The sequence below is a fragment of the Aeromonas sp. R5-4 genome, from assembly GCF_040908215.1.
GTDB classification, from domain to species: domain Bacteria; phylum Pseudomonadota; class Gammaproteobacteria; order Enterobacterales; family Aeromonadaceae; genus Aeromonas; species Aeromonas veronii.
The window spans coordinates 209,849-232,339 of record NZ_JBFODG010000013.1 but is presented as its reverse complement, the minus strand read 5'-3'; the positions used below and the strand labels follow the sequence as shown (position 1 = coordinate 232,339).

27 protein-coding genes and 1 other annotated feature are annotated in these 22,491 nt (G+C 59.6%); of the genes, 18 read left to right on the top strand and 9 right to left on the bottom strand.

What is annotated here, in order from left to right:
• Positions 1-426: an LPP20 family lipoprotein gene (locus AB5Y83_RS05470; protein ID WP_005349622.1), complete on the top strand. Its 426-nt coding sequence runs from the start codon at positions 1-3 to the stop codon at positions 424-426.
• A 76-nt stretch (positions 427-502) separates the two neighbouring features.
• On the opposite strand, the gene pheA is transcribed toward AB5Y83_RS05470, so the two are convergent.
• A complete protein-coding gene (gene pheA / locus AB5Y83_RS05465; RefSeq protein WP_005343631.1) occupies positions 503-1,675 on the bottom strand; it encodes a prephenate dehydratase in 1,173 nt (390 codons plus the stop codon).
• A 38-nt stretch (positions 1,676-1,713) separates the two neighbouring features.
• Positions 1,714-1,835: a sequence feature (Phe leader region), on the bottom strand.
• A gap of 171 nt (positions 1,836-2,006) precedes the next feature.
• Between pheA and AB5Y83_RS05460 the strand changes: the two genes are divergently transcribed.
• The 17 genes from AB5Y83_RS05460 (at position 2,007) to AB5Y83_RS05380 (ending at position 15,046) form a co-directional block, all read left to right on the top strand.
• Positions 2,007-2,618 carry an HAD family phosphatase gene (locus AB5Y83_RS05460; RefSeq protein WP_139430332.1) on the top strand — a complete coding sequence of 204 codons (612 nt, stop codon included), beginning with the start codon at positions 2,007-2,009 and terminating at the stop codon, positions 2,616-2,618.
• Positions 2,619-2,636: 18 nt separating this feature from the next.
• Positions 2,637-2,915 carry a DUF6482 family protein gene (locus tag AB5Y83_RS05455; RefSeq protein WP_005338699.1) on the top strand — a complete coding sequence of 93 codons (279 nt, stop codon included), beginning with the start codon at positions 2,637-2,639 and terminating at the stop codon, positions 2,913-2,915.
• 79 nt (positions 2,916-2,994) lie between these two features.
• Positions 2,995-3,831, top strand: a complete 837-nt coding sequence (locus tag AB5Y83_RS05450; protein ID WP_042080710.1) for a hypothetical protein — start codon at positions 2,995-2,997, stop codon at positions 3,829-3,831.
• A 106-nt stretch (positions 3,832-3,937) separates the two neighbouring features.
• Positions 3,938-4,510, top strand: coding sequence for a DUF3157 family protein (locus tag AB5Y83_RS05445; RefSeq protein ID WP_139430334.1), 573 nt, complete (start codon positions 3,938-3,940; stop codon positions 4,508-4,510).
• 189 nt (positions 4,511-4,699) lie between these two features.
• A complete protein-coding gene (locus AB5Y83_RS05440; protein WP_139440007.1) occupies positions 4,700-5,341 on the top strand; it encodes an autotransporter in 642 nt (213 codons plus the stop codon).
• Positions 5,342-5,521: 180 nt separating this feature from the next.
• Positions 5,522-6,469 carry a YbgA family protein gene (locus AB5Y83_RS05435; protein ID WP_368174821.1) on the top strand — a complete coding sequence of 316 codons (948 nt, stop codon included), beginning with the start codon at positions 5,522-5,524 and terminating at the stop codon, positions 6,467-6,469.
• Between the two features lie 69 nt (positions 6,470-6,538).
• Positions 6,539-7,426, top strand: coding sequence for a MerR family transcriptional regulator (locus AB5Y83_RS05430; RefSeq protein ID WP_236267985.1), 888 nt, complete (start codon positions 6,539-6,541; stop codon positions 7,424-7,426).
• Positions 7,423-8,844, top strand: a complete 1,422-nt coding sequence (gene phrB / locus AB5Y83_RS05425) for a deoxyribodipyrimidine photo-lyase (RefSeq protein ID WP_236267986.1) — start codon at positions 7,423-7,425, stop codon at positions 8,842-8,844. The genes AB5Y83_RS05430 and phrB overlap by 4 nt, the downstream gene beginning before the upstream one ends.
• Before the next feature lies 1 nt (position 8,845).
• Positions 8,846-9,274, top strand: a complete 429-nt coding sequence (locus AB5Y83_RS05420) for a nuclear transport factor 2 family protein (RefSeq protein WP_368174820.1) — start codon at positions 8,846-8,848, stop codon at positions 9,272-9,274.
• Positions 9,271-10,005 carry an SDR family NAD(P)-dependent oxidoreductase gene (locus tag AB5Y83_RS05415; protein WP_368174819.1) on the top strand — a complete coding sequence of 245 codons (735 nt, stop codon included), beginning with the start codon at positions 9,271-9,273 and terminating at the stop codon, positions 10,003-10,005. The genes AB5Y83_RS05420 and AB5Y83_RS05415 overlap by 4 nt, the downstream gene beginning before the upstream one ends.
• Positions 10,002-11,261: an FAD-dependent oxidoreductase gene (locus tag AB5Y83_RS05410; protein WP_335818385.1), complete on the top strand. Its 1,260-nt coding sequence runs from the start codon at positions 10,002-10,004 to the stop codon at positions 11,259-11,261. Before AB5Y83_RS05415 ends, AB5Y83_RS05410 begins: the two co-directional genes overlap by 4 nt.
• The gene (locus AB5Y83_RS05405) at positions 11,258-12,040 is read left to right on the top strand and encodes a DUF1365 domain-containing protein (protein WP_368174818.1); all 783 of its coding nucleotides are present in this window, start codon (positions 11,258-11,260) and stop codon (positions 12,038-12,040) included. Before AB5Y83_RS05410 ends, AB5Y83_RS05405 begins: the two co-directional genes overlap by 4 nt.
• On the top strand, positions 12,040-13,296 hold the full coding sequence (locus AB5Y83_RS05400) for a cyclopropane-fatty-acyl-phospholipid synthase family protein (RefSeq protein WP_335818387.1): 1,257 nt from the start codon (positions 12,040-12,042) through the stop codon (positions 13,294-13,296). Before AB5Y83_RS05405 ends, AB5Y83_RS05400 begins: the two co-directional genes overlap by 1 nt.
• A gap of 2 nt (positions 13,297-13,298) precedes the next feature.
• On the top strand, positions 13,299-13,775 hold the full coding sequence (locus AB5Y83_RS05395; protein ID WP_335818388.1) for a DUF2878 domain-containing protein: 477 nt from the start codon (positions 13,299-13,301) through the stop codon (positions 13,773-13,775).
• On the top strand, positions 13,772-13,993 hold the full coding sequence (locus AB5Y83_RS05390; protein WP_005338671.1) for a TIGR02450 family Trp-rich protein: 222 nt from the start codon (positions 13,772-13,774) through the stop codon (positions 13,991-13,993). The genes AB5Y83_RS05395 and AB5Y83_RS05390 overlap by 4 nt, the downstream gene beginning before the upstream one ends.
• Positions 13,950-14,492: a chalcone isomerase family protein gene (locus tag AB5Y83_RS05385; RefSeq protein WP_335818389.1), complete on the top strand. Its 543-nt coding sequence runs from the start codon at positions 13,950-13,952 to the stop codon at positions 14,490-14,492. Before AB5Y83_RS05390 ends, AB5Y83_RS05385 begins: the two co-directional genes overlap by 44 nt.
• A 14-nt stretch (positions 14,493-14,506) precedes the next feature.
• Positions 14,507-15,046 (top strand): DUF3833 domain-containing protein, encoded by a 540-nt coding sequence (locus tag AB5Y83_RS05380; RefSeq protein ID WP_368174817.1) that lies wholly within the window; start codon positions 14,507-14,509, stop codon positions 15,044-15,046.
• 73 nt (positions 15,047-15,119) lie between these two features.
• On the opposite strand, the gene nqrM is transcribed toward AB5Y83_RS05380, so the two are convergent.
• From nqrM to AB5Y83_RS05340, 8 genes are read right to left on the bottom strand one after another with little or no spacing between them, the layout of a single operon-like run.
• Positions 15,120-15,344, bottom strand: coding sequence for a (Na+)-NQR maturation NqrM (gene nqrM / locus AB5Y83_RS05375; RefSeq protein ID WP_005338668.1), 225 nt, complete (start codon positions 15,342-15,344; stop codon positions 15,120-15,122).
• A 9-nt stretch (positions 15,345-15,353) separates the two neighbouring features.
• Complete coding sequence (locus tag AB5Y83_RS05370; RefSeq protein ID WP_005358608.1) at positions 15,354-16,391, bottom strand: FAD:protein FMN transferase ApbE; 1,038 nt, start codon at positions 16,389-16,391, stop codon at positions 15,354-15,356.
• Between the two features lie 3 nt (positions 16,392-16,394).
• The gene (gene nqrF, locus AB5Y83_RS05365; protein ID WP_005338656.1) at positions 16,395-17,618 is read right to left on the bottom strand and encodes an NADH:ubiquinone reductase (Na(+)-transporting) subunit F; all 1,224 of its coding nucleotides are present in this window, start codon (positions 17,616-17,618) and stop codon (positions 16,395-16,397) included.
• Positions 17,619-17,650: 32 nt separating this feature from the next.
• Complete coding sequence (gene nqrE, locus AB5Y83_RS05360; RefSeq protein WP_005338645.1) at positions 17,651-18,247, bottom strand: NADH:ubiquinone reductase (Na(+)-transporting) subunit E; 597 nt, start codon at positions 18,245-18,247, stop codon at positions 17,651-17,653.
• A gap of 3 nt (positions 18,248-18,250) precedes the next feature.
• Positions 18,251-18,883: an NADH:ubiquinone reductase (Na(+)-transporting) subunit D gene (locus tag AB5Y83_RS05355; protein WP_005338644.1), complete on the bottom strand. Its 633-nt coding sequence runs from the start codon at positions 18,881-18,883 to the stop codon at positions 18,251-18,253.
• Positions 18,876-19,664, bottom strand: a complete 789-nt coding sequence (locus AB5Y83_RS05350; RefSeq protein WP_005349682.1) for a Na(+)-translocating NADH-quinone reductase subunit C — start codon at positions 19,662-19,664, stop codon at positions 18,876-18,878. Before AB5Y83_RS05350 ends, AB5Y83_RS05355 begins: the two co-directional genes overlap by 8 nt.
• The gene (locus AB5Y83_RS05345; protein WP_005338642.1) at positions 19,654-20,883 is read right to left on the bottom strand and encodes an NADH:ubiquinone reductase (Na(+)-transporting) subunit B; all 1,230 of its coding nucleotides are present in this window, start codon (positions 20,881-20,883) and stop codon (positions 19,654-19,656) included. Before AB5Y83_RS05345 ends, AB5Y83_RS05350 begins: the two co-directional genes overlap by 11 nt.
• Before the next feature lie 3 nt (positions 20,884-20,886).
• Positions 20,887-22,230, bottom strand: a complete 1,344-nt coding sequence (locus AB5Y83_RS05340) for a Na(+)-translocating NADH-quinone reductase subunit A (protein ID WP_041202293.1) — start codon at positions 22,228-22,230, stop codon at positions 20,887-20,889.
• Between the last annotated feature and the right edge of the window lie 261 nt (positions 22,231-22,491).

Below are 22,491 nucleotides of genomic sequence, written 5' to 3'. Positions count from 1 at the left end.
ATGAAGATCCTGTTTGGTTGCCTGTTGGCACTCTTGCTCACCGGTTGCAGCTACAACCGGGTGGTGGATTACACCCAGGGTGGCAAGCCCGATGATTTTCCGGTGCTCAAGGCGGTAGGCTATGCGGTGATCGACATCCAGCCTGGCCCCTCCCAGTCGGAGAAGATGCTGCAAGCCATTCGCGCTTCCAAAATGGATGCATATCGCGAGCTGGCCGAGCAGCTCAATGGTCAGCAGGTGCGCGGCCAGAGCAGCTATCGTGACCTGACCCAGACCTCCAACTCGCTGGATGTGTCGGTCGCCGGTGTGGTGCGTGGTGCCCGGGTGGTTGCCTCTTATCCGCGCGGCAATACCTATGCCACCGAGATGGAGCTCGATACCCGTGCCCTCTATAACATCAATCAGTTGATGGCGGGTCAGTTCTGAGTTGATTGCCTGACCTGAAAACAGGCATCAAAACAAAAGGCGAGCAGGGTGCTCGCCTTTTGTCGTTGTGGGCTGTTTAGCTTCCCATCAGCACCGGCGGCACTGCGGTGGGTTTCACATCCTCGCTCGGGTAGCAGCCCAGCACCTTGATATAGCGGGTGATCTTGGTCAGCTCCACCAGTGCGGCCTGCATCGCCGGGGTCTGCAGGTTGGCGGAGACATCTAGATAGAACATCTCTTCCCACGGGTTGCCCTGCACCGGACGGGATTCGAGCTTGGTCATGTTGATCTCGTGGCTGCGCAGTACCAGCAACGCCTCGACCAGCGAACCCGGTTTCTGGGAGGTGGACATGATGAGGGTGGTCTTGGCCGGGATCTGCGGTGCCACGTCGATGGGCTTGCGCGCCACCACGATAAAGCGGCTGTAGTTCTCTTTCTGGTTGGCGAGCTGCTCGGCCAGCACATCCAGACCATACAGTTCGCCACCGGCGGCGCTGCCGATGGCGGCGGCCTCCGGGCTGGCCAGTTCTTTCACCTTCATCATGGCGCTGGAGGAGGAGTCGCAGATCTCGTGACGGGCACCTTCCAGCTTGCTCAGATAGTGGGAGCACTGCTGGAACACCTGCGGGTGGGCATAGAAGGTTTTGATGCGACTCAGCTCGGTCGGTACGGCGGTGAGGATGCAGTGCTCGATGGGGTAGGTTAGCTCGCCGACGATGGAGAGGCTGGTATGCTGCATCACGTCATAGACTTCGTTGATGGAGCCCGAGCTGGTGTTTTCGATGGGCAGCACGCCAAAGGCGGCGCGGCCTGACTCCACCGCATCCAGCACTTCGCGGAAGTTCTGGCAGTTCACCTCGATCACCTGATCCTTGTAGCGCGCCAGATATTTGCGGGCGGCCAGGCTGGAGTAGGAACCACGCGGTCCCAGATAGGCGACGCTGGTCATCGGCTCCTGCTGCTCCGGGTTGAGCAGGCTCTGCAGATAGGCCTGCTGGGAGAGCACAGAGTCTTCGATGATGGTGTGATAGATGCGGGTGATGTACTGGGCGTCCAGCCCCAGCACACGCCCTTTCTGGATCAGGGCGACCAGCAGCTCCTGCTCCCGCTGGTGGTCACGGATGGGGCGCGGGTTGGCTTGCTTGGCACGGGCGACCTCGATGCTGAGGGTCTTGCGTTTCGCCAGCAGGGCAAGCAGCTCCTGATCCAACCGGGTGATGTCTTGTCTGATCTCGTCGAGCGTTGCCATGATTGTTCCCTATCCAAGTAATCGATTGATATTAATGCAAAAAAAAGCCTCCGCTAGGGGAGGCTCGATTCGTCTTTGCTTTCTGTTCACACGACGACAGGCCTTCCCTCAAGCGGGCCGGATAAACGAGAAAGCAAAGAAGAATGGTGCGTGCATAGGTGTGTCCTTGAAGTAACGTCATAACCATTAAGGGATTTGCCGGTCTGATGCAAGTAAAACTTGCCCGCGGGCGGGGATGGGGGCAGGGTATCCGGTTAAGAAAATGGCGTATGAGCGATGTTCTATTGACTCTGTTTTGATGACTGAAACCCAGTGGGGGGAGGTAAAGACGATGGCGATTATTTTCGATCTGGGGCGGGTGGTGGTGAGCTGGGATCCGGTAGGCATAGTGCGTTCCGTGCGTGGCCCGCAAGGGGCTGAACAGTTGGCCGAGCAGCTCTTTAACCACCCGGATTGGCTGGAGGTAGACAGAGGCACCATGTCGCTCCACACCATGGCCCGGGAAGCGCAAGCGCGCACCGGCCTTTCGGCGGCACAGAATCTGGCCATTTTACAGGCAGTTCCCGCCTCCCTGCAGCCAGATCCCGCTATGCTAACCCTGATAGCCGAGCTGCACGGGGCGGGGCACACCCTGTATGCCCTCTCCAACATGGGTCATGCCAGCATCGACTGGCTGGAGCAGCATCAGGATTTTTGGCGCTTCTTTAGCGGCAAGGTGGTCTCGGCGCGGGTGCGGATGATGAAGCCGGAGCCGGATATCTACCGCTATCTGCTGGTGTCGTTCGATCTGAAACCGGCAGAGTGCATCTTCATCGATGACAGTCCCGCCAACATAGCGGCCGCCGAGGCCCTCGGTATCAGGGGGATCGTCTTTACCGACGCGGCGAGTTGTCGTCAGCAACTGGGTGAGCTGGGCTGTTTGCCGGCCACCGGCAAGGGGTGATGCCCCTCTAGGAGCACTATGGAGCATGGCCGGTTTCGCAATTGGCTCAGTCACTATCCCGAGGCGACCCTGATCATCGCCTGCAAGGATGGCAGCGGTTATCAGCTCTGTGTTGAGGCAGAAGGGGAGTGCCTCTGCCTGACCGACAGCGAGGGAGGGCGCCTGACCTTCACCTCGCTGGATCAGGCGCAGGGTTTCTTGCGAGCCCATCGGGTTCACCAAGCAAGATTACGAATTTATGACGCCCAAAATGAAGATTTAGCAGCAGAATCACAGGAAATAATCATCAAGTTTTAATTTTAACCAGACTCTTTAAGGGTCTATTCAGTTTGTTTGCCGCACAATACTGCACCTGTTCATCATCCGGAGCTGTTTAATGGGTGCCAATGTAGTTGTACTGAATCAGGGATATGATCACTCTTTTCAAGCCAGGGAACAGCTGCTGATTGAGCGACTGGCAAGTTTTGACGAGCTGGTTGTCTCTTTTTCGGGACGGTTGGAATCCTGCTACAGCATCGAGCTGTGCCGCGCTGCCGGTGTGAAAATCCACGCAATTACCCTCGATAATCCGACCCGCAGTCGCAGCGAAGTGGCCCGAGCCCGCCGTTATTGCCAGCGTTATGGCATCGATCACTGGGTCATCAAGAGTGACGAGATCGTCTTTTGCGATCGCCTGCCAAATATTGAAGGGCTGATCGACCCGGTTCGCCGCATTGGTGAGTATGTGCAGACTCGTCCGGAGTGGACTCATCTGCCGTTGCTGGTTCCGGCAGCGGTGGAGGAGCGTGATGATTATCTTGCTCAGTTCGGGTCTCTGCCTGCCAACTCAATCTGGTTTTTTGCCGACAACGGATTGATGCGCCGCGATTATCGTTACGGCTTCAACAAGCGTCAGCTCGGTCGTTGGGGCAAGGGGAGCAACGGTTGCCTTAGCAATCGCTTCACCAATCCACGGCAGCTTGAGCAGCGTTATCTGCGAATGGTGGATCAGGCAGAGCAGATGCTGGCCGACATGGGGCTGGACGAGGCACAGGTCTTTTTCCATACCCTGTGTGACTGCTCCACTACCCTGGCCCGGGTGCGTCTGCCCGAGCATCAGCGTGCGCAGGCCTTTGATATGCAATCGGATATTTTGTCTGCCCTCAAGGGGAGCAAGTTCGATCTGGTGACCCTGGATATGGCACAGAAAGAGCGACACGATCTCGCCATCTAGCCTGTGGGCAAGCGATGCGGGTGCCAGAACGTGAGTGCCGTCATAGGCAAGGGGCGACGGGACTGTTTATACTGTCGCCCTTTAACCCGTTACCGAGCTTCGCCCAATGAAACCCTTCTCCCGTCTGCTGATTGCCCTGTGCCTCTCCCCCGTATTGGCGCAGGCTGCCCCTCTTTCTCAGGTGACGCTGCCCGATGGTCGGCAGGTTCAGCTCAACGACGACTTCACCTGGGAGTATCTGGTGGTCAAACAGGCCGAGTCCGTGCAGGGCGTGGCTGCTGATGGGAAGGCTGGTGCCGTGGTGGCCGTCGCAGCTCCGGTGCTGACCGATCAGGCCAAGGCCAATCCGGAACTGCTTGCCCAGATGGCGCGTGACGGTGTGGTGGTCAAGCTGGACAAGATCAAGGGATCTGACCCGCTGGTGCTGACCTTTATGGTGAGCAATACCGGCACCCGCAATGTGGTCGGGGTGCGTGGCATGGTGACCCTGTTCAGTGCTGACGGGGTGCAGCTGAGCCGTCAGGAGGCCCGCTTCTGGGTTGCCGAGAATCGTCTGCCGGAAACCTATCTGCGCAAGGGGCAAGCCCGTCCGTCGCTGGCACTCGAGATCCCCCGTCCTGCCGGATTGATCGGTCAGCCGCTGGTGCGGGTCGAAATTGACGAGGTGGTCTTCCGCTGATTTGGCGTTGTTCCGGCCCATGCAAACTGTTTGGGCCGGCAACTTGTTGCCGCTGACACCCCCTGCAATATCTGCTTACATCTGACATGGTTCTGCAACAGCTTGCAGCTCGGCAAGCCGGGAACCTGATCGCACAATGACTCCATACCAGCTCGCTAGCAACGGGCCCAATCACATGGAGTTATCATCATGAAAAAAGCAACTGTCTCTCTTCTGGTTCTGGCCGGGTTTGCCTCTACTTCCGTCATGGCGCAGGATGCCTTCAGCTACGCCAAGGGCGCGGCTACCTGGGCGCACACCAAATCCGACTATCTCAGCGGTACCTTCAGCAATGACAGCAAAGGAACCCGTGATTTTGGCGGTCTGAGCCTGGATCTCTCCAAGAGCTTTGGTTCCAATTTCTATGGTCGCGGCAGCACGGAATACACCTCTCGCAGCAACGGCAACGACAGCATGTCGATCTCCAGCATCGGTGTCGGTGTATTTACCCCGCTGAGCACGGGTCTGAACCTCTACGGTGAAACCGGTTTGACCGGCTACATGCTGGAGCGTGAACTTGCCAGCGATATCGCGAACAAAGGGTGGGATGCCGTAGCCCGCAAAGATAGCGGCAGCATGTACGGTGAAGTGGGCCTGCGCTACGACATCGGCAATGTCGAGCTCTCCACCGCTTATCGCTACGCCAACATGACCGACGATATGCACGACTTCAAGGTGGGCGGTGCCTACAAGCTCAACCAGAACTGGGCGCTGACTGCCGATTACACCTATCGCAACTGGGATCTGCAAAAAGGTTCCATCTCCAGCCTGGGTGTGAAGTACAGCTTCTAATCCCCCTTCCCGTAGTCCGTAGTGTCTTGACTTTTACCCATGGCGTTCGCCATGGGTTTTTTCTTTTTCCGGTGATCCCTTTTTTCTCCTTGTGTCGTATCAGTCGGCAATAGTTATACAACTTTCATTTTTTTGTATAACTGCTATAACTGAATCAATGCTTATACAAGGAGCGTCATCATGTACAAGATTAAAGTCGGTATCAGTGCCTGCCTGCTGGGACAAGAGGTACGTTTCGATGGGGGCCACAAGCGCTCCAGCTTCTGCGAACGGGATCTTGGCGCTCACTTTGACTACCACCCCGTCTGTCCCGAGATGGCTATCGGTCTCGGGGCGCCCCGTGCCGCCATCCGGCTGGTCAAGCGTCACGGCGAGCTCCGTGCCGAGGCGAGCAACGGTAGCTTCGATGTCACCGAAAAGCTGATTGCCTTCAGCGAGCAGAAGGCACGCCAGCTCGACTTTATCTCCGGTTATATCCTCTGTGCCAAATCACCCAGCTGCGGTATGGAGCGGGTCAAGGTCTATGGCGCCAACAACGAGGGGAGCGCCAAGGAGGGGATCGGCCTCTTTGCCAAGGCGTTGATGGAGGCCAACCCCCTGCTGCCGGTCGAAGAGGATGGCCGCCTGTGCGACCCCATCCTGCGGGAGAACTTCGTACTGCGGGTCTTCGCCTACCATGACTGGCAGCAACTCTGCGCCCGCGGCATTACCGCCTCTGCGCTGATCCGCTTCCACTCCCGCTACAAGTATCTGGTGCTCTCCCATGCCACCACCCACTACCGGGCGCTCGGAAAGCTGCTCGGCAATCTGGGCAAGTCTACCAATTTGCAGGAGGTGGCCGACAACTACATCAAGGGATTGATGACGGCGCTGACTCTGCGGGCCAACCGTCGCAGCCACACCAATGTGCTGATGCACCTGCAAGGCTACTTCAAGCGGGTGCTGACCCCGGCCCAGAAGCAGGAGCTTGCCGATACCATCGACAAGTACCGCACCGGTATCTTCCCCTTGCTGGTGCCGCTCACCCTGATCCGTCACTACCTGCGCGAGTACCCCAACCCCTATCTCGCCGAGCAGGTTTATCTCAATCCCCACCCCGATACGCTCAAATTGCGTTACGGGCTCTGAATCCGTTCTGTTGCCCCGGCGCATGGTTTGCGCCGGGGCGCTTTACCCCTCTGTTTGATGGACGTTGTCATGTCTGATTTACCGCAAGAAGTTGCTCCTCTCGCTGATGAGGGGATCTACCCCATTCGCGAGGTCTCCCGTCTCACCGGCGTTAACGCCGTGACCCTGCGCGCCTGGCAGCGCCGCTACGGGTTGGTACAACCGGCTCGCACCGAAAAGGGCCACCGCCTCTACAGCGAGCAGGATATTCGCCAGATTGGCGAGATCCTGAGCTGGCTGGAGCGGGGGGTGAGTATCGGGCAGGTGAAGGGGCTCTTGAGCGAACCCCATTCCGCGCCGGTGAGCGATCACTGGCAGCAGACCCTAGAGCAGTTCAGTCAGGCGCTGCTCGCCTTCAACCAGCGCAAGGCTGAGGCTGAGCTCAACGATCTGCTGGCGAGCTACCCATTCGAGCTGGTACGCAGCCGGATACTGCAACCGCTGGTGGAGCGGCTGCTGGGGCTGTGGCGCGAGCGGCCCGATGGCGAGTTGCTGCAACAGATGTGGCTGGGCTGGCTCCATACCCGCTTCGCCCGCCACCTGATCGAGCAGGAGAAGGGCGTGCCGATCACGCTGGCGAGTTGGGGGCAAGTCGGCCCCCTCGATCTGGTCTGGGCCGCCTACGAGCTGATCGGTCAGGGCTATGAGGTGCAACTGCTGGGGGCGGTGGAGCCCCGCCATGTCAGCCTGCTGGAGGGACGTGCCGTTACCCCCTGGCTGGTGCTGCTGGGAGCCGGTCTTGGCAAACAGGAGCTGGCCTCTGGGTGGCCCGCCGGTACGTGCCTGTTTGGCGAGCTGGGGCGCCTCTACGACGATGAGTGGCTTAAAGCCCACGGCTGGCAGGCGAGCCTTGCCGAGCTGATGGTGGACGCACCTGCTGCGGCTGGCGCCAGCGGACGCGGGAGGAAAAAATCATGAAGCTGGTCTGGTTGCGCAATGATCTGCGCCTTGCCGACAACCCCGCGCTGCGCCATGCCTGCGCCGGTGATGAACCGGTAGCCGCGCTCTTTATCATCTCCCCCACCCAGTGGCAGCAGCACAAAATGGCCCCGATTCGTCAACGCTTTATGTTGGCGCAGGTCGATGTGTTGGGCCGCGAGCTGGCGGCCCTCGGCATCCCGCTCCATTTGCTGCGAGTGGAGACCTTTGCCGAGGCGCCCGCTGCGTTGGCAAACCTCTGCCGCGAGCAGGGGGTGACCCAGCTCTATGCCAATCAGGCTATCGAGATCGATGAGCAGCGTCGCGACCACGCCGTCAGCGCGGTGCTGGCAGAGCTGGCGGTGAGCTGTCACTGGCTCAACGGCTGCTGCGTATTGCCGCCGGGGCGGGTGCTGACCGGCTCGGGTGAGATGTTCAAGGTGTTCACCCCCTTCAGCCGAGCCTGGCTCAAGGCCCTCGACGAGGATGGCTTTGTTATTCACCGAGCCCCAGCGCGCCGTGGCGAGCCCTTGCCTTGGCTACCGCTGGCCGAGCGGGCGTGGGTTGATGAGGCGCTCGGCGAGCTGACGGTTGATCCCCGCTGGCCAGTGGGGGAGGCAGAAGCTCTGCGTCGTTTGAACATTTTTCTGGAGCAGGCGGTGCTCGACTATGGTGAGACCCGGGATTTTCCTGCCATCGCTGGCACGTCCGTGCTCTCCCCCTATCTGGCGGCGGGCATCATCAGTCCCCGTCAGTGCGTGGCGGCGCTCCAGCAGCGCCTTGGCTATCGGCCCCAGTCCAAGGCTCAGCCCGGCTTTGTCTGGCTCAACGAACTTATCTGGCGCGAGTTCTATCGCCACCTGCTGGTGCTGATCCCGACCCTCTCCATGAATCGCCCCTTCAAGCCCGAGACGGCGGCCTTGCCGTGGAGCTGGGACCCGGATGCCTTCGCCGCCTGGTGCGAGGGCCGTACCGGCTACCCCATCGTTGATGCAGCGATGCGCTGTCTCAACACCACCGGTTGGATGCACAACCGGCTGCGGATGATAGTGGCGAGTTTTCTCACCAAGGATCTCCATATCCACTGGAGGCTCGGGGAGGATTACTTCATGAGTCGGCTCATCGACGGGGATCTGGCGGCCAACAACGGCGGCTGGCAGTGGGCGGCGGGTACCGGCGCCGATGCGGCGCCCTATTTTCGGGTATTCAACCCCACCACTCAGGGGCAACGATTTGATCCACAAGGGGAGTTTATCCGTACCTGGGTAACTGAACTGGCCGATATTCCCGCCGCTTATGTGCATCAGCCCCACGATTGGCTGCGGCTCAAGGGGCGACAGGATTATCCGGCACCCATGGTGGATCACGCCGTTGCCCGGGTGAGAGCCATCGAGATGTTTCGCTCTCTGGAGAAATAGGATGAACGAGCCGCTGGCCCGCTTTATTGGCCTCTATCAGCAACTGGACAAACAGCAGTTGCACCGCTTGCCCGAGGTCTATGCCGAACAGGTGGTCTTTACCGATCCGGCCCACCGTATCGAGGGGCTGGCGGCCCTTGGCGACTATTTTGCCGCCCTCTATCAGCGCCTTACCTACTGCCGTTTCGTCATCACCAGTCAGCAGCAGCAGGGGCCGCAGGCCTGGCTCGGCTGGACCATGACCTTCTCTCACCCCAGATTGCGTGGTGGTGAGCCGGTGACGGTGGAGGGGGCCACCCGCCTCGAATTCGACGAGGTGGGCAAGGTGTGCCAGCACAGGGACTATTTTGACCTGGGCGCCATGCTCTACGAGCAGTTGCCGCTGCTCGGGCCAGTGGTGCGCACCATCAAGATGAGGCTTGGCGCATGAGCGGCCGGGTGCTGATCACAGGGGCGACCTCCGGCATCGGTCGCCAGTTGGCGCTCGATTACCGGCGGGCAGGCTGGCAGGTGTGGGGTTGTGGCCGCGATGGTGAACGGCTGCAGGCGCTGGGGCTGGATGGCGTCACGCCGCTGCAGTTCGATGCCCGGGATCTGGCCGCAATGAGCGGGGTGGCTGCTACGCTGCCATCCCTTGATCTGCTAATCCTCAACGCAGGCAACTGCGAGTACATGGATGTGGCTGAGGGGTTTGACAGCGAGCTGTTTGCCCGGGTGATTGAGACCAATCTGACAGCCACCGGCCATGCGCTGGCCGCCTTCTTGCCGCTGTTAGGGGTTGGGTCACGGCTGGCCATCGTCAGCTCGTCGGTGAGCTGGCTGCCGCTGCCGCGAGCCGAGGCCTATGGCGCCTCCAAGGCGGCCCTCGACTATCTGGCGGATACCTTGCGCCTCGATTTGGCCAGCAAAGGGATCGGGGTGACCCTGATCCGCCCCGGCTTTGTCCAGACGCCGCTCACCGCCAAAAATGATTTTCCCATGCCCTGTCTGGTGACGGTGGAGCAGGCCTCCCGCGCCATCATGGACGGGCTGACCGCTGGTCGTCACCAGATCCACTTTCCCCGCCGTTTCATCTGGTTGCTGCGCCTGCTTGGTGCGCTGCCGGTGGGGCTCTGGCTGCGCCTTGGCCGCGCACTCGTATCGAAAGGAAGCCATTCATGAAGAAAAAGATCGCCATCGTCGGTTCAGGGATCTCGGGGCTCACCGCCGGTTTTCTGCTCCACAAACTCCATGACATCACCCTGTTCGAGGCGGCGCCGACTCTGGGCGGCCATACTGCGACCGTCGATGTGAATCAGGCTGGCTGCAGCTATGCCATCGACACCGGCTTTATCGTCTTCAACGATCGCACCTACCCCAACTTCTTGAAGTTGCTGGCACGGATCGGCATGGCGCGCCAACCGGCCGAGATGAGCTTCTCGGTGAAGAGCCCGGAGGGGCTGGAGTATAACGGTCACAATCTCGACACCCTGTTTGCCCAGCGCAGCAATCTGTTGAGCCCCCGTTTCTACGGTTTTGTTGGCGAGATTTTGCGGTTCAACCGGGAGGCACGGGCCTGGTTGGCAGATGGTCAACATCAGGGTGCTGGCCCCGAGCTGACGCTGGGAGACTTTCTGCTGGCGGGGGAGTTTAGCGACTACTTCGCCCGCCACTACATCTTGCCGATGGGAGCGGCGATCTGGTCATCGACCCTGGCCGATATGCGCGCCTTTCCCCTTGGCTTCTTCCTACGCTTTTTTGCCAACCATGGCCTGCTGGATGTGGCCAATCGCCCCCAGTGGTACGTGATTCCGGGCGGCTCGCGGGAATATATCGGCCCCCTTACCGCGGGTTGGCAGTCGCAGATCCGCCTCGCCTGTCCGGTGCAGAGCGTACGGCGGGATGCGGATGGCGTGGTGATCCAGAGCAGTTACGGTGAGGAGCGGTTTGACGAGGTGATCTTCGCCTGTCACAGCGATCAGGCGCTGGCGCTGCTGGCGGATCCCGGCGAGCGGGAGCAGGCCATCCTCGGCGACATGCCCTATCAGGCCAACGATGTCTGGCTCCATACCGATGCGCGCTGCCTGCCCACCCGCCGCAAGGCATGGGCCAGCTGGAACTATCAGCTCGATGGCAATGACGAGGCACGGCCGCTGGTGAGCTACAACATGAACATCTTGCAGGGGGTGAACTCGCCGGAGCCCTTCTGCGTCAGCCTCAATCCCAAGGGCAAGGTGGATGAGAGCAAGGTATTGCGCCGCTTCGTCTACCACCATCCGGTGTTCAATCAGGCCTCCATCGCCGCCCAGCAGCGGCGCGCGGAGATCTGCGGCCAGCAGCACACCCACTTCTGTGGTGCCTACTGGTACAACGGCTTCCATGAGGATGGGGTACGCAGCGCGCTGGATGTCGCCAGGCGCTTCGGAGCCGAGCTATGAACGGCGCCACCGTGGCCACCGAACATGAGCGTACAGACGAACTGGCTGGCATCACCAGCGCCATCTGGCAGGGCTCGGTGCGCCACCGCCGTTTTGCACCGCGGGCTCACGCCTTCTCCTACAGCCTTTTTATGCTGGGACTGGATCTCGACGAGCTGCCGCAGCTCGATCAGGGGCGCTGGTTCGGGGTGGAGCGCTCGGGGCTGCTTTCGTTTCACCGCCATGACTATCTCAAGGGGAGTGAGGGGAGCCTCAAGCAGGCGGTGTGGCAGAAGGTGAGCGAACTGGGTGGCGATGCCGAGCCCGATGGGCGGGTACTGCTGCTCGGCAATGTGCGCTGTCTGGGGTTCTACTTCAGCCCGGTCAACTTCTACTTCTGCTACCGGCAGGGCGAGGCGCGCTATCTGCTGGCAGAGGTCTCCAACACTCCCTGGAACGAGCGTCACTACTACCTGCTCGATCTGGCGGCGCTGGCCCCCCATGACAAGGATTTTCACGTCTCCCCCTTTATGGGGCTGGCGATGCGTTATCACTGGCGCATCAGGCCGCCTGCGCAGGAGACACTGATCCATATCGAGAGTCATCCCGTATCCGGTGAAGCCAAGCTGTTTGACGCCACTCTGGCGCTCACGCGCGAACCCTTGTCACGCAAGGGGCTGGTGGCCCTGCTGGCCCGCTGGCCATGGATGACCATGAAGGTGCTGCTCGGGATCTACTGGCAGGCCCTGCGTCTTTTTATCAAACGAACCCCGATATTTACCCATCCGGAGAGCCGCTAATGGAACTTGCTCAATCAACCCTCTCTGCCTCTTTCATCGACAAGGGGGCAAGACAACTGCTGCTCAATCTGCTGGGTCGCCTCGAACATGGCCAGCTGCTGCTGCGGGATGGCGGTGAGCGCCACAGCTTTGGCGTCGCGGGTACCGATCTGCATGCCGAACTGGTGGTGCAGGATCCGGCCTTCTATCGTCGCCTGTTGCTGGGGGGCAGCATTGCCGCCGGAGAAACCTGGGTGGAGGGGCTCTGGACCAGCCCGGATCCGGTGGCGCTGGTGCGGCTGCTGGCCCGCAATCTGACCCTGCTCGACTCCCTCGAACGGCGCCTCGGCTGGCTCAGCTTCCCCTTCAACAAGGTGCGCCACTGGCTCAACCGCAATACTCTGACCGGTTCGCGCTCCAACATCGCCGCCCACTACGATCTCGGCAATACCCTCTATCAGGGGTTTCTCGACAGCCATATGCAGTACTCGAGCGCCATCTATCCGAGCGCCGAGGCCACTCTTGAGGAGGGGCAGCAGGCCAAGTTGCGCACCATCTGCGAGCGACTGGAGCTGGGCCCTGACGATCATCTGCTGGAGATCGGCACCGGCTGGGGTGGCCTCGCCGTCTATGCCGCCCGCCACTATGGCTGCCGGGTGACGACCACTACCATCTCCCGGGCCCAGCATGATTATGCCAAGGAGTGGATTGCGCGGGAGGGGCTGGGGGATCGCATCACCTTGCTGCTGGAGGATTACCGCAAGCTGGAGGGCACCTATGACAAGCTGGTCTCCATCGAGATGATCGAGGCGGTGGGGCACGCTTTCCTGCCCGACTATTTCCGCCAGCTGTCGCGGCTGCTCAAACCCGGTGGTCGCCTGCTCATCCAGGCCATCACCATCGCCGATCAGCGCCATGCCCAGTATTTGCGCGGAGTCGATTTCATCCAGCGCTACATCTTCCCCGGTGGCTGCCTGCCGAGCGTCTCCCAGATGGCGGGGCTGCTGGCGCGGGAGACCGACATGCAGCTGGTGCGGCTGCACGATCACGGGCACCACTATGCCCGCACGTTGGCTCACTGGTGCGAGCGGTTTCTGGCGCTGGCGCCCGAGCTGCTCAAGCTCGGTTACAGCCAGGATTTCATCCGGTTGTGGCACTTCTACTTTGCCTATTGCGAAGGGGGATTCTGGGAGCGCACCATCAGTCTGGTACAGCTGGAGGCCGCCAAGCCGGGGCCCGCTGGCTGGTCGGGTGATGTGCCAGTAAGCGGTCACTGACCATGTGGCAGTGGGCTCACCTGCTGGGGTTCAACCTCTACTGGTTGCTGGCGGTGAAGTGGCAGCAGCCGGGCCCGCTGCTGGCAATGTTGCTGCTGCACTTTCTCTTCTCACCCAGCCGCCAGCGTGACTGGCGGTTGCTTCTCATCGCGGTGGCTGGCTGTCTGCTGGATGTACTGCTCTGGCAGCTCGGCCTGTTCCGGTTCCCGTCCGGTTTTCCCCTCTGGCTGGTGCTGCTCTGGCTCGGTTTTGCCCTCACCCTCTCCCATGGCTTGCGCTGGTTGTTGCGCTTGCCTCGCTGGCAGCAGGCGCTGTTTGGCGTATTTGGCGGCACCTCCTCCTATGTGGCGGGGGCCGCCATGGGGGCAGTAAACTTACCTTGGGGCAGCTGGATCAGCACGGCGCTGCTGGCAGTGATCTGGATGTGGTGGTTACCCGTACTCCTGTGGGTAATGGTCAAGCTGGAGGGTGAGTCATGACAAACACCTTTTCGACCGACTCGTTGCTTTTTTCCAAATGGACCAAAGAGAGCCAGCATGAGCTGACTGATCGCTTCTATCTGGTGGTTGCCTGCCAGCGGGATGCGCAGGGGCAGCTGGTTCAGGTGGTGATGCAGGATATCAACACCCTGCAAGAACAGGAGATGGACTGGCATGAACTGGAAGACCCCAACCACTGGCATATGGGGTGGAATTAACCCGCTGCTGCTGGCGTTTACGCTCTTGGCTGCAACCGCAGTGCAGGCTTCTGCCGCCCCCTGGCAGCAGCTGCGCCCGGTCGGGCAGGGGGAGATGAACTGGCTCTGGTTCAAGCTCTACGATGCCACCCTCTACAGTGCGAGCGGGCGCTATCAGCCCGGTCACTATCCGCAGGCACTGACCCTCACCTATGCCAGAGCCATCGAGCGGGAAGATCTGCTGAGCGCCACCGCCGCCGAGTGGCAGCGGCTCGGTCTTGGCTCTGACGCCGAGCGTCAGCGCTGGCTCGGCCAGCTCGCGGCACTCTGGCCCGATGTGCAGGCAGGCGACAAGCTCACCTTCTATGTCGACAAGGGCGGGTCAGGCCACTTCTGGTGGCAGGAAAAACCCCTCGGCACCCTGGCCGATCCGCAATTCTCGGCCGCATTTCTCGCCATCTGGCTGGCTGACAATAGCCGCGATCCTGCCCTGACACGCCGCCTGCGTGGCCAACCCTGAACATGGAGTCTCTGATGTCTTTCTATCGTGCATACCGCTGGTTGCTGTTGCTCCCCTTTTTGCTGCTGAGTGGCTGTGGTGCCAGTCTCGATGACTATCGGGGGCAGGGGCCAAACTGGGATCTCGCCCGTTTCTTCAACGGCAAATTGGTGGCTCACTGCCTGGTGACCGACCGCAGCGGCGAAGTGACCAGTCGCTTTCGGGTCGAGATGGTGGGTCGTTGGAAGGACGGCAAGGGAGAGCTGTTCGAGCAGTTCTACTTTGATGATGGCCGCCAGCAGACCCGTACCTGGTATCTGAGCAAGGGCGATGATGGTCATTGGCGCGGTACTGCTTCCGATGTGGTGGGCGAGGCGATGGGTAAAAGCCAAGGGTTTGCCCTCAACTGGCGTTATCAGCTTGATCTGGCGCTGCCGGATGGCGAGGTAGTGCGGGTGAGCTTCGATGACTGGATGTACCTGCTGGACGAAGAGCGTCTGATCAATCGTGCCGAGATCAGCAAGTTCGGTATCCATCTTGGCGAAGTGATCCTCTATATCGAACGTCAGCCCTGACCGTTAACGCAAGATAACGGCCAGTAAAAAGCGCGCCGATGGCGCGCTTTTGTTTACCGAAAAACCAGAGTCATCAGATGATGCGGTTCTCTTCCAGCATCTTGCGACGGGCCTCTTCCTTGGCCATCTTCTTCTTGCGGTTGTCGCAGGGTTCCGGGCAATCGCACTCTTTCTCGATGCCGACGCTACCCAGACCGCCACAGGAGCCGGAGATGGTCTTCTTCTGGAAGATATAACCGATAGCCATGGCGGCTATCACCAGCATGAATACCCCGAAGGTGATCAGAAAAATCTGCATCTCTACCTCTTACTTCTTGACCAGATAGGGCTTGAAGGCATCGGAGTAAGCCTCTTCAAAGCCGTTGTCCGTCTTGGTGATCACGAAGATCGCCAGTCCGCGCTCGTTGGCATAGGCCAGGCTTTTCTCGGTCCCCATCACCATAAACACGGTGGCCAACCCGTCTGCGGTCATGCAGGAGGGGTGGATCACGGTGACCGATACCAGACGGTGCTGGATCGGCTTGCCGCTGCGCGGATCTATGGTGTGGGAGAAGCGCTGACCATCCAGTTCATAGTAGTTGCGGTAATCGCCGGAGGTGGCCACCCCGTTGTCACCGGGCACGATCACCTCTTGCACCGTGCCGGTGCCTGCGGTGGGCTTCTCGATGGCCACGCGCCAGGGGTGACCCTTGCCGTTGACGCCATTGATCCGCAGCTCGCCGCCAATCTCCACCAGATAGTTGCGCGCACCCAGTGACTCCAGATACTCGGCTACCTTGTCCACACCAAAGCCCTTGGCGATGGCGGAGAGATCGACGTAGAGATCCGGAATGTCTTTTTGCAGGGTGTCGGCATCCACCGAGGTGATGACGTGCAGGTTGCCCAGACCGGTCTTCTGGCGAGTCTGGGTGATCAGCTCGTCGGAAGGGACCTTGGTCGGCTTCTTGTCCGGGCCAAAGCCCCACAGATTGACCAAGGGGCCAACGGTGACGTCCAGCGCCCCCTGGCTCTCACGGCCAATGTGAATGGCCTCTGTGACGACCCGTGCGGTATCGCGGGAGACCACAACCGGTTTGTTGTCACGGCTCTGGTTGAAGCGCGACAGTTCGGAATCGGGGCGATAGGTCGACATCTGATCGTTGACCCGCTCCAGCAAGACATCGACCTCGGCCTGCAATTTGGCTGGATCGGTGATGGCGCTGTCCGCCACCTTGATGGAGTAGTAAGTGCCCATGGTGCTACCGGTGATGTGGATCTCCGGCTTGGATTGGACCGTCTCCTGACCGCACCCAGTCAAGAAAAAGGCTAGCCCGAAGGCTAGCCAGGTCTTTACAACACTGTGCATGGATTAACCACCAAAGTCATCCAACAGGATGTTTTCGTCTTCAACGCCCAAGTCTTTGAGCATGTTGATGACGGCAGCGTTCATCACCGGAGGTCCACACATGTAGAACTCGCAATCTTCCGGTGCTTCGTGGTTCTTGAGGTAGTTCTCGTAGAGCACGTTGTGGATGAAGCCGGTGTAGCCGTCCCAGTTGTCTTCCGGTTGCGGGTCAGACAGCGCGACGTTCCAAGTGAAGTTCTCGTTCTCGGCGGCGAGCATGTCGAAGTCTTCGACATAGAACATTTCGCGCTTGGAACGGGCACCGTACCAGAAGCTCATCTTGCGCTTGGACTTCAGGCGACGCAGCTGGTCGAAGATATGGGAACGCATCGGCGCCATACCTGCACCACCACCGATGAATACCATTTCGGCATCGGTGTCCTTGGCGAAGAACTCACCGAACGGACCGGAGATGGTCACCTTGTCGCCAGCCTTCAGGCTGAAGATATAGGAGGACATCTGTCCCGGAGGGGCAGTCCAGTTGCTGGGCGGCGGGGTCGCGATACGCACGTTCAGCATGATGATGCCGAACTCTTCCGGATAGTTGGCCATGGAGTAGGCACGGATGATCGGCTCATCGACCTTGGACTCCAGCTCAAAAATCTTGAAGCGATCCCAGTCACCGCGATACTCCTCGGGAATATCGAAGTTCTTGTAGTGCACGTGGTGAGCCGGGGCTTCAATCTGGATATAACCACCGGCGCGGAACGGTACGCTCTCGCCGTCGGGGATCTGCAGCTTGAGCTCCTTGATGAAGGTGGCTTTGTTATCGTTGGAGATAACAGTACATTCCCACTTCTTCACCCCGAAGATCTCTTCCGGCAGTTCGATATCCATGTCGGAGCGCACGGTAACCTGACAGGCCAGACGCTCGCCATGACGGGCTTCGCCCTTGCTGATGTGATCCAGTTCGGTCGGCAGAATGTCGCCGCCACCGGATTTCACCCGTACCTTGCACTGGCCGCAGGAGCCACCGCCGCCACAGGCGGAGGAGACGAAGATACCGCTGCCAGCCAGCACGCCGAGCAGCTTGCCACCGGCCGGGCTGGTCACAGCCTTGGCCGGGTCACCATTGATGCTGATTGTCACGTCGCCCGCGGTCACCAGCTTGGACTTGGCGAACAGAATGACTGCCACCAGTGCCAGCAGGATCACGGTAAACATGACCACACCCAAAATAATTTCCATCTATCGTTCCTTTCTGATTGCAGGAAAGCCGATTACAGGGAGATACCAGAGAAGGACATGAAGCCCAGCGCCATCAGACCGGCGGTGATGAAGGTGATGCCCAGACCGCGCAGGCCTTCCGGAACATCGGAGTACTTCATCTTCTCGCGGATACCAGCCAGCGCAACGATCGCCAGCATCCAGCCTGCCCCTGAACCCACACCGTAGACCACAGACTCCATGAAGTTGTAGTCACGCTGCACCATGAAGGAGACGCCACCGAAGATGGCGCAGTTCACGGTGATGAGCGGCAGGAAGATACCCAGCGCGTTGTAGAGTGCCGGGAAGTACTTGTCCAGCGCCATCTCCAGGATCTGTACCAGTGCTGCAATCACACCGATGAAGGTGATGAAGCTCAGGAAGCTCAGATCCAGACCGGATACCAGAGCGCCATCTTTAAGCACGTAGTTGTAGATCAGGTTGTTGGCAGGAACCGCGATGGTCTGCACCACAATAACGGCAATACCCAGACCCATGGAGGTCTTTACCTTCTTGGACACCGCCAGGAAGGTACACATCCCCAGGAAGAAGGAGAGTGCCAGGTTTTCGATGAAGATCGATTTAATCAACAGACTCAGATAGTGTTCCATACCTTAATCCTTCGCCTCCACCTGCTTGGGATCCTTGGTGCGTACGCCCCAAATGATCAGACCAATGATGAAGAATGCACTCGGCGGCAGCAGCAGCAGGCCGTTGGGCACATACCAGCCACCGTTGTTCACCAGCGGCAGCAGCTCGATGCCGAACCAGGTGCCGGAGCCCAGCAGTTCACGCACGGTTGCGACACTCAGCAGAATGGCACCATAGCCCAGACCGTTGCCGATACCATCCAGGAAGGAGGGCAGCGGGGCACTCTTCATGGCGTACGCTTCAGCGCGGCCCATTACGATACAGTTGGTGATGATCAGACCCACGAAGACCGACAGTTGCTTGGAGATGTCATAGGCGTAAGCCTTGAGCACCTGGTCAACCACGATAACCAGTGAGGCGATGATCGCCATCTGCACGATGATCCGGACGCTGTTCGGGATCTGGTTGCGGATCAGGGAGATGAACAGGTTTGAGAAGGCGGTGACCGCCATGACCGCGAGGGTCATTACAAACGCAGTTTTCATCTGGCTGGTAACCGCCAGTGCAGAACAGACGCCCAGCACCTGCAAGGCGATGGGGTTGTTGCCCAGCACAGGCGTCAACAGCAACTTCTTCATTTCGCTCTTGTCAGCCATTGTTGATTTCTCCTGCACGAACCTTGGCCAGGAAAGGACCGAAGCCCTTGGGACCCATCCAGAAGTCGAAGGTATGCTGTACGCCGTTACCGGTCAGGGTGGCACCGGAGAGACCATCGATCTCGTGCTCGGAGCCCGCCGGAGCATGGCCCTTGATGACGCGCAGCGCCGGCATGCCATTCTGGTCGAACAGTTTCTTGTCCTTGAACAGCGCCTGCCAGGCCGGGTTTTCGATCTCGCCACCCAGACCCGGGGTTTCACCGTGGTCATAGTAGGTGATGCCCTTGATGGTCTGGCCATCAGCGGCAACGGCGACGAAGGCATACATGGTCGACCACAGACCCTGACCGTAGATGGGCAGGATGATGCTGTCGATCTTGCCTTCGGCATCCTTGGCGAAGAATACCGGGATCTGCTTGGAGATCTGACGCAGGCTGGCCTTGTCGTCAGCGGCGGCAAGACGGATGCTGCGGGCCGGATCTTTGGCTGCCAGCTTGGTGTCGAAGTTGTCGGCATCGCCGTCAACAAAGTCACCGGTTGCCAGATCCACCAGACGGGCTTCGATCTTCTCGCCGTACAGTTTGGCCAGGTCGCGTTTGGCCACTTCGCTCACATCCACACCGGCTACGGCGAGAATGTTGCTCTGCTTGTCCAGCGCCTTGTTTTCCTGCTGGGTAGAACGCAGGCCCACGGCGGCAACGGATACCACGATGGAACAGGCCAGACACAGGCCGGTGACCACGCTGACGGTGCCGAGGGTTGAATCTTTATTAAACGCCACGAGCAATCCTCCGCTTGATGTTTGCCTGAGCGACGAAGTGGTCAAACAGGGGAGCAAACAGGTTCGCAAACAGAATGGCCAGCATCATGCCTTCCGGGAACGCTGGGTTGACCACGCGAACCAGCACGACCATTACGCCGATCAGGGCGCCATACCACCACTTGCCTTTGTTGGTAAAGGCTGCGGAGACAGGGTCGGTCGCCATGAAGGCCATACCGAAGGCGAAGCCACCCAGTACCAGATGCCAGTGCCACGGCATGTTGAACATGGGGTTGGTATCGGAACCGATGACGTTGAACAGCAGGGAGGTGGCGATCATACCGATCATCACGCCTGCGATGATGCGCCAGGAGGCGATGCGCATGTAGACGATCATGGCGGCACCCAGCAGGATCATCAGGGTAGAGACTTCACCGATGGAACCCGGCAGGTTACCCAGGAAAGCGTCCATCCAGCTGATAGCCTGGCCGGTTGCACCGTTGATCAGCGCCATCTGGCCGCCTTGTGCCCACTGGCTCAGGGCCGTCGCGCCGGAGAAGCCGTCAACGGCAACCCATACGGCGTCACCGGAAATCTGGCCCGGGTAGGCGAAGAACAGGAACGCACGGCCAGCAAGCGCCGGATTCAGGAAGTTCTTGCCGGTACCACCGAACACCTCTTTGGCCATCACCACACCGAAGGTGATACCCAGCGCAGCTTGCCACAGGGGCAGCTCGGGCGGCACGATCAGGGCAAACAGAATGGAGGTCACGAAGAAGCCTTCGTTGATCTCGTGTTTGCGCACCATGGCGAACAGCACTTCCCAGAAACCACCGACAAAGAAGACGGTGATATAGATTGGGAAGAAGTGGGTGGCGCCAATCAGCATCTTGCTGCCGATACCGGCAACAGCCGGATCGAGGGAGGCGCCCAGCATGGTAGCCAGGGCATATTGCCAGCTGCTGGCACCAGCAGCCGAGCCCATGTGGGCAATGGCGGCAATCGCCTGGTTACCAACGTTATACATGCCCCAGAACATGGCCGGGAACACGGCCAGCCACACCATGATCATCATGCGCTTCAGATCGAGCGCATCACGAACGTGGGAGGCGTTGCGGGTAACGCTACCCGGGGTGTAGAACAGGGTGTACGCCGCTTCGAACAGGGCATAGTACTTGGCGTACTTTCCACCCGGTTCGAAGTGGTGTTCCATATTTTCAAGAAGTTGCTTGAAACTCATCGCTTAACCTTCCAGTTCAATCTTGGTCAGGCACTCACGCAAGATCGGGCCGTACTCTGTCTTGCCGGGGCAGACAAAGGTACAGAGCGCCAAATCTTCCTCATCCAGCTCCAGGCAGCCCAGTGCTTGCGCACCGTCGGTATCGCCGGAGACCATGTCCCGCAGCAGCAGGGTCGGCAGGATGTCGAGTGGCATCACCCGCTCATAGTTGCCGATAGGCACCATGGAACGGTCACTACCGTTGGTAGTGGTGGTGAAGTTGATCAGCTTGCCCTTCATCAGATGAGAGAGGGTGGTACGGGTGATAGAGAACTTGTTGGCGCTGGGGTTGATCCAGCCCAGGAACTCTTTCTCGCGACCTTCACCCAGCACGCAAACCTGATTGTGGTAGCGGCCCAGGTAGTCGTGAACACCTTCGGCTTTGGCACCACTCAGGATAGAACCGGAGATGATACGGTTTTCGTCGGCACGCAGCTCATTGTTGGTGAGCTGGCTGATGCAGGCGCCCAGACGGGTACGCAGCAGACGCGGCTTGAGCACGTTCGGGCCAGCCAGCGCGATCACCTTGTCAGTGCAGATCTGACCGGTGGTGAACAGCTTGCCGAATGCAATCACATCCTGATAGTTGATGTGCCACTGCACCTTGGTGCTGCTGACCGGATCCAGGAAGTGGATATGGGTACCCGGCAGACCGGCAGGGTGCGGACCAACGAAGATCTCTTCCTTGACCTGAGCCAGCGGAGAGTGGGGCAGACTGCCTTCGCCTTTACAGACGTAGACGGCGCCGTCGGTCAGGCGGGTCAATACGGCCAGACCATCGAGGAAGGCCTGCGGCTGTTCCTTGATAATCAGCTCGGCATCGGCTGCCAGCGGGTTGGTGTCCATTGCAGTCACAAAGATGGCGCGCGGGGCAGACGCTACCGCGGGGACTTTGCTGAACGGACGGGTACGCAACGCAGTCCACTGACCTGATGCGACCAGGATCTCTTGCACCTTGCTGCGCTCGAGCTTGGCCAGCTCGGCAGAGGCAAAATGCTCAAACGTCACCTGTTCATCGGAACCGTCCAGGTCGATGACCACAGACTGGAGAACACGTTTGGCACCACGGTTGATCTCTGAAACCACACCGGTGGCAGGAGCTGTGAATTTAACGCCCGGATTCTTCTTGTCTTCAAAAAGATCCTGACCTTTGATGACGCGATCACCTACTTTGACGAACATAGTAGGTCGCATCCCCACAAACTCCTCGCCCAGTGTCGCAACACGGGTGATGGCGGGGCCATCGTAGATTACTTGCTCTGGCGCACCCAGCACGGGGATGTCCAGTCCTCTTTTGATTGTAATCATACTTACTTGCACTACCGTTACGGGAGAGGTTGGTTAGCGCCGAGAAATACATCACGACGGGTGGTTGAATGAGTCGATGTTGTGGTTGTGCCAGGTGGGCAGGCTCAACAATTATTCAACATGCAGGCTCACTCAAAAGCGCTTGAGTTTACCACTTAAGGTGCATTTTCTGCCATGCCAAATGGGCAAAATCCCCGTGCCATCACAAAATTAACCTGCAATGAATAAGCCCCCGACACCTTGTAAGTAGTGGTTTTAAAG